Source organism: Achromobacter sp. 1012554356 (assembly GCF_059760815.1).
In genome coordinates this window covers 13048-28742 of the sequence record NZ_JCBANC010000031.1, presented here as the reverse complement: position 1 = coordinate 28742, position 15695 = coordinate 13048, and the positions used below count along the sequence as shown (strand labels likewise).

General features: G+C 66.5%; 11 protein-coding genes. 5 read left to right on the top strand and 6 right to left on the bottom strand.

The features are described 5' to 3' along the window. Positions 1-2 precede the first annotated feature (2 nt). The 4 genes from AC6LJW_RS16930 (at position 3) to rfaE2 (ending at position 3767) form a co-directional block, all read left to right on the top strand. On the top strand, positions 3-641 hold the full coding sequence (locus tag AC6LJW_RS16930; protein WP_056564724.1) for a ubiquinone biosynthesis accessory factor UbiJ: 639 nt from the start codon (positions 3-5) through the stop codon (positions 639-641). A 3-nt stretch (positions 642-644) separates the two neighbouring features. Beyond that, entirely contained in the window at positions 645-2198 is a 1554-nt protein-coding gene (gene ubiB / locus AC6LJW_RS16925) for a ubiquinone biosynthesis regulatory protein kinase UbiB (RefSeq protein WP_056564720.1), read from the top strand. Positions 2199-2380: 182 nt separating this feature from the next. Continuing rightward, positions 2381-3259 (top strand): ferritin family protein, encoded by an 879-nt coding sequence (locus tag AC6LJW_RS16920; RefSeq protein ID WP_056564718.1) that lies wholly within the window; start codon positions 2381-2383, stop codon positions 3257-3259. A gap of 19 nt (positions 3260-3278) precedes the next feature. Further along, the gene (rfaE2, locus tag AC6LJW_RS16915) at positions 3279-3767 is read left to right on the top strand and encodes a D-glycero-beta-D-manno-heptose 1-phosphate adenylyltransferase (protein ID WP_056564714.1); all 489 of its coding nucleotides are present in this window, start codon (positions 3279-3281) and stop codon (positions 3765-3767) included. Between the two features lie 684 nt (positions 3768-4451). Here the strand turns inward: rfaE2 and AC6LJW_RS16910 are convergent. The 6 genes from AC6LJW_RS16910 to AC6LJW_RS16885 all read right to left on the bottom strand — a co-directional run bounded on the left by AC6LJW_RS16910 (position 4452) and on the right by AC6LJW_RS16885 (position 11466). Then, entirely contained in the window at positions 4452-5783 is a 1332-nt protein-coding gene (locus AC6LJW_RS16910; RefSeq protein WP_056564712.1) for a TolC family outer membrane protein, read from the bottom strand. An 80-nt stretch (positions 5784-5863) separates the two neighbouring features. Further along, positions 5864-6544: a protein-L-isoaspartate O-methyltransferase family protein gene (locus AC6LJW_RS16905; RefSeq protein WP_056566894.1), complete on the bottom strand. Its 681-nt coding sequence runs from the start codon at positions 6542-6544 to the stop codon at positions 5864-5866. A gap of 100 nt (positions 6545-6644) precedes the next feature. Further along, positions 6645-7487, bottom strand: a complete 843-nt coding sequence (thiD, locus tag AC6LJW_RS16900) for a bifunctional hydroxymethylpyrimidine kinase/phosphomethylpyrimidine kinase (RefSeq protein ID WP_498087822.1) — start codon at positions 7485-7487, stop codon at positions 6645-6647. Further along, entirely contained in the window at positions 7484-8287 is an 804-nt protein-coding gene (locus AC6LJW_RS16895; protein WP_056564704.1) for a thiazole synthase, read from the bottom strand. Before AC6LJW_RS16895 ends, thiD begins: the two co-directional genes overlap by 4 nt. Positions 8288-8427: 140 nt before the next feature. Then, complete coding sequence (locus AC6LJW_RS16890; RefSeq protein WP_498087821.1) at positions 8428-9318, bottom strand: cobalamin-binding protein; 891 nt, start codon at positions 9316-9318, stop codon at positions 8428-8430. A 102-nt stretch (positions 9319-9420) separates the two neighbouring features. Further along, a complete protein-coding gene (locus tag AC6LJW_RS16885; RefSeq protein WP_056564697.1) occupies positions 9421-11466 on the bottom strand; it encodes a TonB-dependent receptor in 2046 nt (681 codons plus the stop codon). A gap of 450 nt (positions 11467-11916) precedes the next feature. On the opposite strand from AC6LJW_RS16885, the gene metH reads away from it, so the two are divergent. Further along, a complete protein-coding gene (gene metH / locus AC6LJW_RS16880; protein ID WP_498087820.1) occupies positions 11917-15690 on the top strand; it encodes a methionine synthase in 3774 nt (1257 codons plus the stop codon). Positions 15691-15695 lie beyond the last annotated feature (5 nt).

Genomic DNA, 15695 nt, shown 5'->3' with positions numbered 1-15695 from the left:
CCATGCTGCCTTTTTCGTTCCTGCCCACCCCCAAGCGCCTGGCCGTCAGCGCTCTGAACGCCCTGTTGCGGCGTGAGGACTGGGCGCGCGAACGCCTGGCGCGGCATGCCGGCAAGACGGTGCGCTTCGTCATGGGCGGCTTCACGCTGGGCTTGTCCATTGACAGCGACGGGCTGGCCGATCAGGCGGACCCGGCCGTGGTGCCGGACGTCACGCTGACCGTGTCGCCAGACAGGCTGCCGTTGCCGCGCCTGGGCGCGGGGCACGAAAAGCCCGATTTCGCCGAGGCCACGCACATCTCTGGCGACGCGGCGCTGGCGCAGGTGGTGGCGGACCTGTCCAAGCAGTTGCGATGGGATCCGGAAGATGCGCTTGCGCGCGTGGTCGGCGATATTGCCGCGCTGCGCATCGTGGGCGGCGCGCGCGCGGTGGCCGGCGGGGCCCGCAATGCGGGTCAGCGGCTGGCCGAAAATATCTCTGAATACCTCTCCGAAGAAAGCGGCGTGCTGGCGGGCCGCCCGGCGCTGGAGCAATGGCGCCTGGACCTGGCCGATCTGAACGCGCGCGCCGATGCGCTGGCGCGGTCGGCCGCCGCGCTGCAAACCCGCCTGGCCTCGGCCGGCGCAAAGCGGGGCGCCTGATCCATGTTCCCCTTGCTGCGCCTCTTCCGCATCATCGTCGTCTCGCTGCGCTACGGCCTGGACGAGCTTGTCCTGTCCAGCCTGAATCACCCGCTGGCCACGTGCCTGCTGCGCGTCATGCGTCTGGGCACGCGTCCGCGCTCGCCGCGCGGCCAGCGGCTGCGTCTGGCGCTGGAATCGCTGGGCCCCATCTTCGTGAAGTTCGGGCAGGTGCTGTCCACCCGCCGCGACCTGATCCCCGCCGACATCGCCAACGAACTGGCGTTGCTGCAGGATCGTGTGCCGCCGTTCCCGTCCGCGCGGGCGGCGGCCTGCATCGAGGCGGCGCTGGGCGCGCCGCCGGAAAAGCTGTTCGCGCAATTCGAGGTGGACCCGGTGGCGTCGGCCTCGATCGCGCAGGTTCACTTCGCGGTGCTGCACGATGGCCGAGAAGTCGCCGTGAAGGTGCTGCGGCCAGGCATGCTCAGCATCATCGAAAAGGATCTGTCGCTGCTGAAGATCGTGGCGCGCATCATCGAGCGCCTGGGCGCCGACGGCCGCCGCCTGAAGCCGCGCGAGGTTGTCGCGGAATTCGACAAGTACCTGCACGATGAACTGGACCTGGTGCGCGAGGCCTCCAATTGCAGCCAGCTGCGCCGCAATTTCGGTCCGGAATCCGGCCGCGGCGACATGCTGATCGTGCCCGAGGTCATCTGGGAATACACGGCCTCCACCGTGTTCACGATGCAGCGCATGTACGGCATGCCGGTGGGCCAGGTGGAGCGCATGCGCGAGGCCGGCATCGACATTCCGACGCTGGCGCGCACCGGCGTCGAGATCTTCTTCACGCAGGTGTTCACCGACGGCTTCTTCCACGCCGACATGCACCCGGGCAACATCTACGTGTCGGACCGCCCTGGCACGCTGGGCAGCTACATCGCGCTGGACTTCGGCATCGTGGGTTCGCTGTCGGAGTTCGACAAGAATTACCTGGCGCAGAATTTCCTGGCCTTCTTCCACCGCGACTATCGCCGCGTGGCGCAACTGCATATCGAATCGGGCTGGGTGCCGCCGGATACGCGCGAGGAAGAGCTTGAGGGCGCGGTGCGCGCCGTCTGCGAACCGTATTTTGACCGGCCGCTGTCGGAGATTTCGCTGGGGCAGGTGCTGCTGCGGCTTTTCCAGACCTCGCGCCGTTTCAACGTCGAGATCCAGCCGCAGCTGGTCCTGTTGCAGAAGACCCTGCTGAACGTCGAGGGACTGGGCCGTCAGCTCGATCCCAACCTCGATCTCTGGAAGACCGCCAAGCCCTATCTGGAACGCTGGATGCGTCAGCGTGTCGGATTCAAGGGCCTGCGGCAAAGCCTGGAAAAAGAGGCCGTGCAGTGGTCGCAAATGCTGCCCGCTCTGCCCAGGCTGGTCCATGACCATCTGAGCCGACCCAATGTCTCGCCCGCGATGCTGGCCGAGATGATGCAGTTACGCCGCGCACAAGAGCAGAACAACCGGCTGGTTGCAGCGCTGGTTGGCGTGCTGGCGCTGGCGGTCGGGGTCGCGATATGGGCGTTGACCCGATAGGCGGCGCGATGATCTAGACCTTACTGTCATGTTTCATTCATGAAACGGTCATCATAGCTTCGCGGGAGACGGCGAAAAATAGCGCTGCGCAAAGTGGCATGCAGCGCCCGAGCCTATAAGAACGCGCGCGCCATTCATCAATTTTCATAGCCCCACTAGCGGGACGAATACAAGGGCAGACAATGCTTTATCCTGAACTCTTCAAAACCATGGAAGCGGTGCGCTGGAACATGGCGCACGACATCCCTTGGGGTGATTTCGACCGCAGCAAGCTCTCGGACGAACAGGCTCACACGATCAAGATGAACGCCATCACCGAGTGGGCGGCGCTGCCGGCCACCGAGATGTTCTTGCGCGACAACCGCGGCGACAGCGATTTCTGCGCGTTCATGTCGGTCTGGTTCTTTGAAGAGCAAAAGCATTCGCTGGTGCTGATCGAGTATCTGCGCCGCTTCTGCCCGGATCTGGTGCCGACCGAGGAAGAGCTGCACAACGTGCGCTTTGAGTTCGACAAGGCGCCTGAACTTGAAACGCTGATGCTGCACTTCTGCGGCGAGGTTCGCCTGAACCACTGGTACCGCCGCGCGGCCGAATGGCACACGGAGCCGGTGATCAAGGCGATCTACAAGACGGTGGCGCAGGACGAGGCGCGCCATGCGGGCGCGTACCTGCAATACATGCGCCGCGCGCTGCATGACCGCGGGCAGGACACGAGCGCGCAGGCGCGTCTGGCGTTCTCGAAGATCGGCGTGCTGATGGCATCGGCGGGCCGCACGCAGCAGGCGCTGCATCCGACCAATCTGCACGTGAACAAGGATCTGTTCCCGAACGACACGGTGCAATCGCGCCTGCCGGAGCCGGGCTGGCTGGAGCACTGGCTGGACACGCAGATCCGTTTCGACGGGGTGTGGGAGCAGAAGGTGGCGACGCGGATTCTGCACATCCTGTCGAAGCTGATGGACCGCAGCTTCGAGACGGTGAAGGATCTGAACCGTTACCGGAAGGAAGTGTCGGCGCTGATCGTTCCGAAGGACAAAGAGATCATCCTGGGCGGCGCCTGATCCCTCCTATAATCCCCGCATGCCTGCCGCCCGTTTCGAATCCAAGGTCCTGTCCCGCGACGAACTCGTCGCTGCCGTCGCCGCTGGCCGCTTTCCGCGGCCGCTGGTGTTCACGAATGGGGTGTTCGACATCCTGCATCGCGGGCATGCGACGTATCTGGATCAGGCGGCGCAGTTGGGGGCGACGTTGATTGTCGCCGTGAATACCGATGAATCGGTGCGGCGGCTGGGGAAGGGTTCGGAGCGTCCTCTGAATCGGATGGAAGATCGGGCGGCGTTGCTGGCGGCGTTGGGGTTTGTGTCGGTGGTGACGTCGTTTCACGAGGACACGCCCGAGGCGTTGATCGGGGAGCTTCGGCCTGATTTGATCGTCAAGGGTGGCGATTACGACATGGAGACGTTGCCGGAGACTGCGCTGGTGAAGAGCTGGGGGGGGCGTGCCGTGGCGATTCCTTTTGAGTTTGAGCGGTCTACTACGGCGTTGGTGAAGAAGATTCAAGGCGGATGAAGGCTTTGAATTTGAGGTGTTGGATGAGTGTGAGGCGGCCTGGGTGGCCGCCTTTTCTTTTTGTGCTTTGGGCTTTGCAGGTGGGGGCTTTAGGGCTTCGTGGGTCGGTGCTGCCGGTGTTCGTGGATCGGTGCTGCCGGTCTTCGTAGGTCGGTGCCGCAGATCTTCTTAGGTCGCCCGGCGCCGCAGTCACCGTGGGCACGATCGCCCACGATTGCGGTCCGGAGCCTTCGCTCCGGACTTGCCTAGGCGGCCCCCCCTTCGTCATCTTCGTCCGCCTTCGGCTCCCTTCAGATTCCCTCGGGGCGCATCGACGGCGCTCGCGCCCACGGTGACCGCGACGCCGTGCTACGAGGGTCTTTGGTTTGGGGCGCTGTAAGACCTGTGGTCGGGGAAGGGGATTTGCGGGGCCGCCGAATTGCTGCCGCCCGGGCGGCGGCAATCGGCATCGGGTCGGTGGGACGTCGTGGCGGTGTGCGCTCGCGCGCTGGCGGGGGCTGGTGATTAGGTGTCTGACACCCGCGGAGATGATCTTGGGTTCGAGACAGTGCTTCAAGGGTGTCAGACACCGGTGGCGGGGTGTTAGGCACCGGTGGCGGGGTGTTAGGCACCGGTGGCAGGGTGTCAGGCACCGGTGGCGCGACACCGGGGCGCGGGTGTCACCCGTGCTGCCCCCTGGCTCGCTCAGCGCGGTGCGCGCAGCAGCCGGTTGATGGCGTCCAGATCCGATTCCGCCAGGATGCCGCTAGTGGCCTTCAAGCGCAGGCCGGAGAGCACCGTGCTGTAGCGGGCCAGGGCCAGGTCGCGCTGGGTGGCGTAGAGCTGTTGCTGGGCGTTCAGGACGTCCAGGTTGATGCGCACGCCGACTTCGTAGCCGGTGCGGTTGGCTTCTACGGCGGCGCGGCTGGATTTTTCGCCGGCTTCCAGGGCCTGGATGCGGGCCAGGCCGCTGGTGACGCCGGTGTAGTACTGGCGCGTGGCCTGGACGGCCTGGCGGCGGGCGGTTTCGAAGTCGTAGCGGGCCTTTTGTTCCAGTTCGACCTTTTCCGTGACTTGCGAGGACACGCCGCCGCCGGAGTAGAGGGGGATGGAGAGGACCACGCCGATGGTGTTGTCGATGGGCTTGCCGGGGGCGGCGTTGCGCATGACGGCGTCGCTGGCGCTGCCGCTGGTGGCGCGCAGGTTCAGGGTGGGGTAGTGGCCGCTCTTGGCGATCTGGATTTCGCGGCCGGCGATGCGGGTGAGCAGTTGCGCGCGCAGGACTTCGAGGCTGGAGGTTTCGGCCTGGTTGCTCCAGTCGGCGATGCGGGCGGGCTGGGGGGCGGGCAGTTGTACGCCGTAGGGCAGTTCGGCCAGTGCGCCGGGCTGCGTGCCGATGATCTTGGCGAGTTCGTCGCGGCGCACTTCCAGGTCGTTCTGCAGGCGCAGTTCCTGGGCCACGACGAGGTCGTAGCGGGACTGCGCCTCGTACGTGTCGGTGATGGTGGCGTTGCCGAGTTCGAAGTTGCGCTTGGCGGATTCCAACTGACCGGCGACGGCGGCCCTTTCGGCTTCGGTGGCGGTCAGGGTGTCTTGGGCGTACAGGACGTTGAAGTAGGCGTCGGCGACGCGTAGCAAGAGGTCCTGGTAGGCCTGCTGGAGCTGGACTTCGACGTCCGCGACGATGAGCTTGGATTGCTCGAAGTTTTGCCAGCGGCCCCAGTCGAAGAGAGGCTGGGTGAGCGCCAGGTCCCACACGCCGCGGCCGCCGCTGTAGGCGTAGGACAGGCCGCGGGTGCTGCGGGTTTCCTGGTAGGCGCCGCCGGCTTCGGCGGTGATCAGGGGCAGCAGCAGCGCGCGGGCCTGGGGTTCTTTTTCAAGGCCGGCGCGGTAGTTGGCGCGCGCGGCGGCGTAGGTGGGGTCATTGCCCAGCGCGGCCTGCCAGACCTGGACCAGGTTCTGGGCGGACGCAGTCAGCGGGCCGGCACTTGCGGCGCAGGTGAAAACCAGTAAAGCCGTAAGTGATCGGACGCGCATGATCTTTCAACGATACGCCGGGCCGCCGGACGTGACGCCGGCCCCATGGGGGCCGGGCGGAAGGCGGCGAGGTCGCGGAGTTAGAACTTGAACTGCGACACCGTGACGCCGCGCAACGGCTTGATGACCGTTTCGAAGAGCTTGACGGTTTCGAAGCTGGCGGCGGTGGTGCGGGTGATGCGACAGGCCGTCATGATGGGGTTCTGGCCGACCACCACGACAAGGCGGCCGCCCACGCGCAACTGGTACTTCAGCGCGTCCGGCACGACCGGCACGGAACCGGTGACCAGGATGGCGTCGTATTCGGTGGAGCCCCAGCCGTTGCGGGCGTCGCCGGTTTCGACCTTGACGTTGGTGACGTTGTTCATTTGCAGGTTCTGCTGCGCGAAGGTCACCAGACGGCTGTCGATTTCGACGGAGGTGACCTGTTGCGCCAGGTAGCCCAGGAGGGCGGCCTGGTAGCCCGAACCGGTGCCGATTTCGAGCACACAGTCGGACTTGGTCAGCAGCAGTTCCTGCGCGAGACGGGCTTCGACCTTGGGGGCGAGCATGGTCTGGCGCGTGTTGACCGCGTTGATCTCGAGCGGCAGCTCCAGGTCGGAAAACGCGAGGCCGCGCAGGGCCGGCGGAACGAATTGTTCGCGGCGCACATCGAACAGCGCTTGCAGCACGTTGGCGTCCAGGACGTCCCACGGGCGGATCTGCTGTTCCACCATATTGAAGCGGGCTTGTTCTACGTCGGGCAGGGTCGAAGCGTTCATGACGGTCAGAAAAAACAGAGGAATCAACGAGCCATTGTACCGATTCGTAGCGTCCTGTGACGGCGCGCCCGTGCGGCAGATGTTTCAGGCCGGCTGACGCTTACCACCAGCCGTGGAAATGGTGGACCGGACCGTGGCCCGATCCGACCGAGAGGCGCTCCGCGTGGCGGATGGCTTCAGTCAGATAGGCCTTGGCGCGCTTGGCGGATTCTGGTACGTCCCCGATTTGCGGCAGCAGCGCCGCCAGCGCGGCCGACAGCGTGCAGCCGGTGCCGTGCGTGTTGGCGGTGTCGATGCGGTGGCCGGGCAGTTCGATCATGCGGTCGCCGTCGTGCAGCAGGTCGATGGTTTCGCTGCCGGGCAGGTGTCCGCCCTTGACCAGCACCCAGCGTTCGCCGGAATGCGCCAGCTTGTTGCGCAGTCGCTCGGCGACGCGCCGCATTTCCTTGACGGTCTCGACGGGGCGCTCTTCGAGCAGCACGCCGGCCTCGGGCAGGTTGGGCGTGAGCAGGGTGGTCAGGGGCAGCATGGCTTCGCGCATGGCGCCGACGGCGTCGTTCTCAAGCAGCAGGTCGCCGCTCTTGGCGACCATGACGGGGTCGAGCACGACGTGCGCGGGCGTCCATTTGGCAAGTTTTTCGGCCACGACCTCGATGATGGGCCGCTGGCCCAGCATGCCGACCTTCACCGCGTCGATGCGCACGTCGGTGAACAGCGTGTCGATCTGCAGGCCGACAAAGGCGGGCGGCACTGGCGAAATGCCGGTCACGCCCTGCGTGTTCTGCGCGGTGAGCGCGGCGATGATGGCGCAGCCGTAGGCGCCCAGCGCGCTCATGGCCTTGACGTCGGCCAGGATGCCGGCGCCGCCGGACGGGTCGACGCCCGCGATGGTCAGCGCGTTGGGGATGGGACGGCCGCTGGCGGCCGGCTGGCGGGAATTCATTTCGCGGGACCGCCGGTGATCAAGCCTTCGGTGGGCGAGCTGGGCGCGCCGCTGTACAGCTTCTTGGGCATGCGGCCGGCCAGGAAGGCCTCACGGCCGCTTTCGACGCCCTTCTTCATGGCGCTGGCCATCAGGATGGGGTCGCGCGCGCCGGCGATGGCGGTGTTCATCAGGACGGCGTCGCAGCCCAGTTCCATGGCGATGGCGGCGTCGGACGCGGTGCCCACGCCGGCGTCGACCACGACCGGCACGCGGGCCTGGTCGATGATGAGGCGCAGGTTCCAGGGGTTCAGGATGCCCATGCCCGAGCCGATCAGCGAGGCCAGCGGCATGACGGCCACGGCGCCCATGTCTTCCAGCATGCGGCACTGGATGGGATCGTCGGTGCAATAGACCATGACCTTGAAGCCTTCATCGACCAGCGTCTTGGTGGCCTTGAGGGTTTCGGGCATGTTGGGGAACAGGGTGTGCGGGTCGCCCAGCACTTCGAGCTTCACGAGGTCGTGGCCGTCCAGCAGTTCGCGGGCCAGGCGCAGCGTGCGCACGGCGTCGTCGGCGGAGTAGCAGCCGGCGGTATTGGGCAGCAGCGTGAATTTGGAGGTGGGAACGTAGTCCAGCAGGTTCGGCTCACCGGCGTTCTGGCCGATGTTGGTGCGGCGGATGGCGACGGTGACGATTTCCGTGCCGCTGGCATCCAGGGCCGCGCGGGTCTGTTCGAAGTCCTTGTACTTGCCGGTTCCGACGAGCAGGCGCGACGAATAGGCGCGGCCGGCGATGGTGAGAGTGTCTTGTGTGGTCATGGCGGTGCTTCAAAGGGCGGGCGCGCACGATGCGAGGCCCGCGGGGGACTGGCTGACTGATGCCGAATGATAAAGCAGTCCGCAGGACGGCAGGGCCGGGCACCGGTCCGGCGCGTTCCACTATTTGCGGATCGCGCGCGTCAGCGCACCCGGTCCAGGTCGGCGCAGAGGGTCTCGGCCGCGTCGATCAGCCGGGGGCCGGGCCGGTAGAGCGCGTCGGCGTCGACGCCGTAGACGTGGCCCTGGCGCGCCGCCGGCAGGCCCATCGCCTGCCAGGCAGCCAGGTTCCTGGCCGTGTCCTCCGGGCGCGAGACGCCGGCCAGCACGGCCTCGGGCCGGGCCGCCAGCACGCCTTCCAGCGTGACCTGCGGGGCCACGATGGGCGCCTGGCCGAAGACGTTGATGCCGCCGCACAGCCGCAGTGCATCGCTGACGATGCTGGTGTCGTTCAGGGTGTAGATGGGGTCCAGGCCTGCCTGCACGAAGACGCGCACCGGGCGCCGGCCGGCATAGCGCGCCTTCAGGGCATCCAGCCGGGCGCGCATGTCCTGCGCGGCGGCCTGCGCCACGGGCTCGGTGTCGAACAGCTGGCCCATGCGTTCGACCGCGCCGGGGATGGCGGCGAGCGTCAGCGGATCGCTGTAGAAGACGGGAACGCCCAGCTTGTCCATCACGCGCGCCAGGGGTTCGGCGGCGGACGGCTGCCAGGCGATCAGCAGGTCGGGACGGGCGGCAGCCACGCGCTCGGCGTCCGGCTGCGTGCCGTCGCCGATGACGGGCAGCGCGCGCGCCGCGGCCGGGTAGTCGCTGCCGAGCACGGTGCCGACTATGTGGCCGCCGGCGCCGGCGGCGTAGATGAGTTCGGTGGCATGGGGCGCCAGCGTGACGGCGCGCCGGGCGGGGGCGTCCAGCGTGACGGTGCGGCCGCGGTCGTCCTGGACCTGGATGACGGGTGCGCCGTGGGTCAGCAGCGGAGATAGCGCCAGCGTCAGCGCAACGCCGGCAGTCGTCAGGACGCGTTCAAAGGTCATGCGGCGGCTCCGTCGGGTAGGCACAAATGTAGAACAGGGCCTGCGCGGACCCTGAGCCTCAACAAAGGCGCAGACCGGCAGGCCCTGTCCGCCAGGCGGCAATCAGTAGCGTAGCGTGAGCGACGCGTAGAAGTTGCGGCCGGGGGCGGGGTACAGGCTGTAGTTCGCGACGGGACCCAGCATTTCGAACGAGGCGTTGCCGCCGCGGATGCCGTACGTGGCGTACTGGCGATCGAAGATGTTGTTCACGCCCACCGCGCCTTCGATGTTGCGGGTGAACTTGTACGCGACCTTGGTGTTGAACAGCACGTACGCGTCCAGTTCCTTGTCGAACTGGTTGGCCTGGTCGTTGTCCATGCGCGACTTGCCCACGTATTGCGCCGACACGTTCCACAGGAACGCATCGGTGGGGCGCCAGGTCACACCGGCGTTGGCCAGCCACTTGGGCGCCAGTGGCACGGTCTTGCCGGCCAGGTCGACGCCGGCGTAGGTGCCGGAGCGGAACTGCGCTTCCATCCAGGTCAGGTTGGCGTCCACGCTGACGCTGCTGGACAGCGCGGTGTGGCCTTCAAGCTCGATGCCCTGGCGGCGGGTCGGATCCAGGTTGGTGTTGGCGCCCGTGCCCGGGCCCCACAGGCCGTCGGCCAGCGGGTTGTACTGGATCTCGTTGGTCAGGTCATAGTGGAAGTACGACAGGCGCGCGCTGCTGCTGGCCGACTGCCACGTGACGCCGATTTCCTTGTCGGTGGAGGTCTGCGGGGCCAGCGGCGACTGGACGGACAGCAGTTCGTCGGCATTGGGCAGACGGAAGCTGCGGCCGACCTTGCCGTACAGGCCGAAGCCGCCGGACAGGTCCTGGCGCACGCCCAACTGCCACGCGGTCAGGTGGTGGCTGCGGTCGGACGGCGTGCCGGAGCCCGAAATCACTTCCAGGTCGTCGGACGCGTATTGGCGGCGCACGCCCATCGTCACGTAAGTGCTGTCGGTGGCGCGGATCTGGCCTTCGGCGAACAGGCCGTACTGGTGCTGGCGCGACTGCCACTTCGACGGTTCGAAGTCGTAGTAGGCGTTCTGGTCGGCGGTGGTCTTGGCTTCCTGCGCATCGGCGCCAAACACGACGCTGTGGCCGCCGTTGATCGGCAGGCGGTAGCGCACGCTGGCGATGTTCTCTTCCAGCTTCTGGTCGCGCAACGTGTCGCCGAACCCGTCATAGGTCAGGCCGCTGAGCTTCTTTTCGCGGGTCGACAGGTCCGAATACAGCACGCCGGCGCCGATGGCTTGCTCGAGCTGCAGGCCGAACGTGGTGGTCGTGGTCTTGACGTAGTCGACGTCGTTCTTCGAGCCGCGCGGGTCGTCCTGGAATTCGTTCACGCCCGTGAACGGGTTGATCGTGCGCGGGCCGGGCAGTTCCAGCTTCTGCGTGGTCGTGCGGCCGTACAGGCGGATCGAACCGTCGTCGTGGCGGAACGTGATGCCGCCGCCGCCGCCTTCGCGGCGTTCGCCGCTGTTGTCGCGGTAGCCGTTGCTGTGCAGCGACTGCATGTAGGCGTCCACGCCCACCTTCTCGTTGTTCATCGAGACGGCGGCGTCGTACTGGCGCAGGCCGTAGCTGCCGAAGGTGGCGGTGGCGCGGGCGGCCACGGGTTCCTTCGTGAAGTCGGAGCGGGTGATGATGTTGATCACGCCGCCGGTGGTGCCGCCGCCGTATTGCACGGAGCCGCTGCCGCGCACGATTTCAATGCGTTCGACCTGGTCCAGCGGCACCACGCCCAGGCTGGGCGCCGACAGGTCGTTGGTGTTCTGCTTGACGCCGTCGATCAGGATGAGCGTGTTGCTGGCGCCCGTGATGCCGAAGCCGCGCAGGTCGACGATGGCGTTGTCGCTGGAGCTGCTGGTGTTGATCAGGTTGATGCCGGCCTGCGTGGACAGCAGGTCCTGCATGGTGCGGGCGCTGCTGGCCGCGATGTCCTGGGCGGTGATCACCGAGATCGACACCGGCAGCGTGCGGCCGTCGGTGGGCACACGCTGGGCGGTGACGGTGATGCTGTCGAGTTCGGACGTGGCTGGAGCGGTTTGCTGGGCGGCGGCGATGGCCGGAGCGGAACAGAGCAGGGCGCCGGCGTAGCGCCGGATGGAGCGGGCTTTCATCTACATGACCTCGGTGCGGCCCGCGACCCCGCAGGCCATTCACGATGGGAAGGATGCCGGCGCGCCGGGCGGGCCGAAAGGCCGGGCGGCGGGAAACAGGCATCCTGACGAGCGAACAGGCCGGTATCGGGCTGCCATGGGCGCCAAGCGCGCATGGGGACCGTTGCGGGGGCAGCACAGGCTGGACTGGCAGGCAGCCGCGGCGGCCTTTTGGGCGGCGCGGCGCCGCGTGGGGCGTCTTCCTGTTTCCCGTTTATCTTTCGCTCGCGGCGGGCAAGTGTTGCGTCCTTGCCCAACCTGATGCGCCGAAAGCACCGGTTCGGGGCCGAAACTGTATCACCGTGAGGCGCGCGAAGGCCCATTTTGTTACGATCAGGGCTTGTTTTTTCGGCGTTTTTCGCGTTTTAGCCACATCCGCGCTGCCGTGGCCAACCTAATCCGGACCTGATCGTGTCGTATCCCCGCCTGCCGTACCCTCCCGAAGCCTATACCCGCGGCGGCGACTTTGCCCGCCTGCTGGGCAAGCGCATCCTGATCCTGGACGGCGCCATGGGCACCATGATCCAGCGCTACAAGCTGGGCGAAGCGGACTTCCGCGGCGAGCGCTTTGCCGATCACGGCAAGGACGTGAAGGGCAACAACGAACTGCTGTCGCTGGTGCGGCCCGACGTCATCTCGGAGATCCACCGCCAGTATCTGGACGCGGGCGCCGACGTCATCGAGACCAACACCTTTGGCGCCACCACGATTGCGCAGGGCGACTACGACCTGCCCGAACTGGCCTACGAGCTGAACCTGGTGTCGGCGCAACTGGCGCGCGAGGCCTGTGACGCCTACAGCACGCCCGACAAGCCGCGCTTCGTGGCCGGCGCGCTGGGCCCGCAGCCCAAGACGGCTTCCATTTCGCCGGACGTGAACGACCCGGGCGCCCGCAACGTCACGTTCGACGAGCTGCGCGTCGCTTACATCGAGCAGCTCAACGGCCTCTTGGACGGTGGCATCGACATCGTCCTGATCGAAACCATCTTCGACACGCTGAACGCGAAGGCCGCCATCTTCGCCACCGAGGAAGTGTTCGAGGAACGCGGCATCCGCCTGCCGGTGATGATCTCCGGCACGGTGACCGACGCGTCCGGCCGCATCCTGTCGGGCCAGACGGTCGAGGCCTTCTGGAACTCGGTGCGCCACGCGCGTCCCGTCACTGTCGGCCTGAACTGCGCGCTGGGCGCCGCGCTGATGCGCCCCTACGTGGCCGAACTGTCCAAGATCTGCGACACCTACGTCTGCGTGTATCCCAACGCCGGCCTGCCCAATCCCATGGCCGAAACCGGCTTTGACGAGACGCCGGCCGACACCTCGGCCCTGCTCGAGGAATTCGCGCGCGCGGGGCTGGTGAACATGTCGGGCGGCTGCTGCGGCACTACGCCGGACCACATCCGCGCGATCGCCGAGAAAGTGACGGTGCTGACGCCGCGCGTCGTGCCCGAGATCGCCGTCAAGACCCGCCTGTCGGGCCTGGAGCCGCTGAACATTGACGAAGACACGCTGTTCGTCAACGTGGGCGAACGCACCAACGTGACGGGCAGCAAGATGTTCGCCCGCCTGATCCGCGAAGAGAAATACGACGAGGCGCTGGCCGTGGCCCGCCAGCAGGTCGAAAACGGCGCGCAGATCATCGACATCAACATGGACGAGGCCATGCTGGATTCGGTGGCCTGCATGCACCGCTTCCTGAACCTGATCGCGTCCGAGCCCGACATCGCCCGCGTGCCGGTCATGATCGACAGCTCGAAGTGGGAAGTCATCGAGACCGGCCTGAAGTGCGTGCAGGGCAAGGCGGTCGTGAACTCGATCTCCATGAAGGAAGGGCTCGAGCCTTTCCGCCATCATGCGCGTCTGTGCCGCCGCTACGGCGCCGCGGTCGTGGTGATGGCGTTCGACGAACTGGGTCAGGCCGACACCCTGGAGCGCCGCAAGGAAATCTGCGGCCGCGCCTACAAGATCCTGGTCGAGGAAGAGGGCTTTCCGCCGGAAGACATCATCTTCGACCCGAACGTCTTCGCGGTCGCCACCGGCATCGACGAGCACAATCACTACGCCGTGGACTTCATCGAAGGCACGCGCTGGATCCGCGAGAACCTGCCGCATGCGCGCATCTCCGGCGGCGTGTCCAACGTCAGCTTCTCGTTCCGCGGCAACGAGCCGATGCGCGAGGCCATCCACACCGTGTTCCTGTATTACGCGGTCAAGGAAGGCATGACGATGGGCATCGTCAACGCCGGCCAGCTGGGCGTGTATGCCGATCTGGATGCCACGCTGCGCGACCTGGTGGAAGACGTGGTGCTGGACCGCCCCGAGCCCGTCGGCAAGACGGATCCCGCCGACGAGCGCACGCCCACCGAACGCCTGGTGCAGTTTGCCGACACCGTGAAGGGCAGCGGCGCCAAGAAGGAAGAAGACCTGGCCTGGCGCCAGGCCGAAGTCGAGCAGCGCCTGTCGCACGCGCTCGTCCACGGCATCACGGCCTTCATCGTGGAAGACACCGAAGAGGTGCGCCAGAAGATCGAAGCGCGCGGCGGCCGTCCCATTGAAGTGATCGAAGGCCCGCTGATGGACGGCATGAACGTCGTCGGCGACCTGTTCGGCGAAGGCAAGATGTTCCTGCCGCAGGTGGTGAAATCCGCCCGCGTCATGAAGCAGGCCGTGGCGCACCTGATTCCCTTCATCGAGGAAGAAAAGCGCCAGATCGCGGCTGCGGGCGGCGACGTGCGCGCCAAGGGCAAGATCGTCATCGCCACCGTGAAGGGCGACGTGCACGACATCGGCAAGAACATCGTGTCGGTGGTCCTGCAGTGCAACAACTTTGAAGTCGTGAACATGGGCGTGATGGTGCCCTGCGCGCAGATCCTGGAGAAGGCCAAGGAAGAGAACGCCGACATCGTCGGGCTGTCCGGCCTGATCACGCCCAGCCTGGAAGAGATGGCGTACGTGGCGTCCGAGATGCAGCGCGACGAGTATTTCCGCAGCCGCAAGGTGCCGCTGATGATCGGCGGCGCCACCACCAGCCGCGTGCACACCGCCGTCAAGATCGCCCCGAACTACGAAGGCCCGGTCATCTATGTGCCGGACGCCAGCCGGTCGGTGGGTGTGGCCACCAACCTGATGTCGGACCAGTCGGAAGCCTATCTGACGGAGTTGGCCGAGGAATACGAAGACGTGCGCCGCCGCCACGCCAACCGCAAGGCGACGCCGATCCTGCCGCTGGCCGAGGCGCGCGCCTCGCGTCCGGCCATCGACTGGGACAACTACACGCCGCCGCGTCCCAAGTTCATCGGCCGGCGCACCTTCAAGAGCTACGACCTGGTCGAGATCGCGAAGTACGTGGACTGGGGCCCGTTCTTCCAGACGTGGAGCCTGTTCGGCCCGTACCCCGCCATCCTGCAGGACAAGGTGGTGGGCGAGCAGGCGCGCAAGGTCTTTGCCGACGGCCAGGCCATGATGAAGCGCATCGTCGAAGGCCGCTGGCTGACCGCCAACGGCGTCGTGGGCTTCTATCCGGCCAACAGCGTCAACGATGAAGATATCGAGGTCTACAAGGACGAGACGCGCAGCGAGGTGCTGTTCACGTACCGCAACCTGCGCCAGCAGGGCGCCAAGCGCGAAGGCGTCAGCAACAAGTCGCTGTCCGACTTCATTGCGCCCAAGTCCAGCGGCAAGCTCGACTACATCGGTATGTTCGCCGTCACGGCCGGTCTGGGCATCGAGAAGAAGGAAGCGGAATTCGAGAAGGCGCTGGACGACTACTCCAGCATCATGCTCAAGTCGCTGGCGGACCGCCTGGCCGAAGCCTTTGCCGAATGCCTGCACGCGCGCGTGCGCCAGGACCTGTGGGGCTACGCGCCCGACGAGGCCCTGTCCAACGAGGACATGATTGCCGAGAAATACGTGGGTATCCGCCCGGCGCCTGGCTACCCTGCCTGCCCGGAACACGTCGTGAAGACCGACATGTTCCGCGTGCTGGACGGCGAGGACATCGGCATGATGCTGACGGACAGCTATGCCATGTACCCGGCGTCCAGCGTGTCGGGCTTTTACTTCAGCCACCCGCAGTCGCAATACTTCAACGTGGGCGTCATCGGCCAGGACCAGCTTGAGGACTACGCCCGCCGCAGCGGCCGCAGCATCGAAGACCTGAAGCGCACGCTGGCGCCCAACCTGGGCTGACGCGC

Coding starts and splice junctions, on each gene's coding strand:
- AC6LJW_RS16930 (WP_056564724.1), top strand. CDS start 3: ATGCTGCCTTTTTCGTTCCTGCCCACCCCCAAGCGCCTGGCCGTCAGC.
- ubiB (WP_056564720.1), top strand. CDS start 645: ATGTTCCCCTTGCTGCGCCTCTTCCGCATCATCGTCGTCTCGCTGCGC.
- AC6LJW_RS16920 (WP_056564718.1), top strand. CDS start 2,381: ATGCTTTATCCTGAACTCTTCAAAACCATGGAAGCGGTGCGCTGGAAC.
- rfaE2 (WP_056564714.1), top strand. CDS start 3,279: ATGCCTGCCGCCCGTTTCGAATCCAAGGTCCTGTCCCGCGACGAACTC.
- AC6LJW_RS16910 (WP_056564712.1), bottom strand. CDS start 5,783: ATGCGCGTCCGATCACTTACGGCTTTACTGGTTTTCACCTGCGCCGCA.
- AC6LJW_RS16905 (WP_056566894.1), bottom strand. CDS start 6,544: ATGAACGCTTCGACCCTGCCCGACGTAGAACAAGCCCGCTTCAATATG.
- thiD (WP_498087822.1), bottom strand. CDS start 7,487: ATGAATTCCCGCCAGCCGGCCGCCAGCGGCCGTCCCATCCCCAACGCG.
- AC6LJW_RS16895 (WP_056564704.1), bottom strand. CDS start 8,287: ATGACCACACAAGACACTCTCACCATCGCCGGCCGCGCCTATTCGTCG.
- AC6LJW_RS16890 (WP_498087821.1), bottom strand. CDS start 9,318: ATGACCTTTGAACGCGTCCTGACGACTGCCGGCGTTGCGCTGACGCTG.
- AC6LJW_RS16885 (WP_056564697.1), bottom strand. CDS start 11,466: ATGAAAGCCCGCTCCATCCGGCGCTACGCCGGCGCCCTGCTCTGTTCC.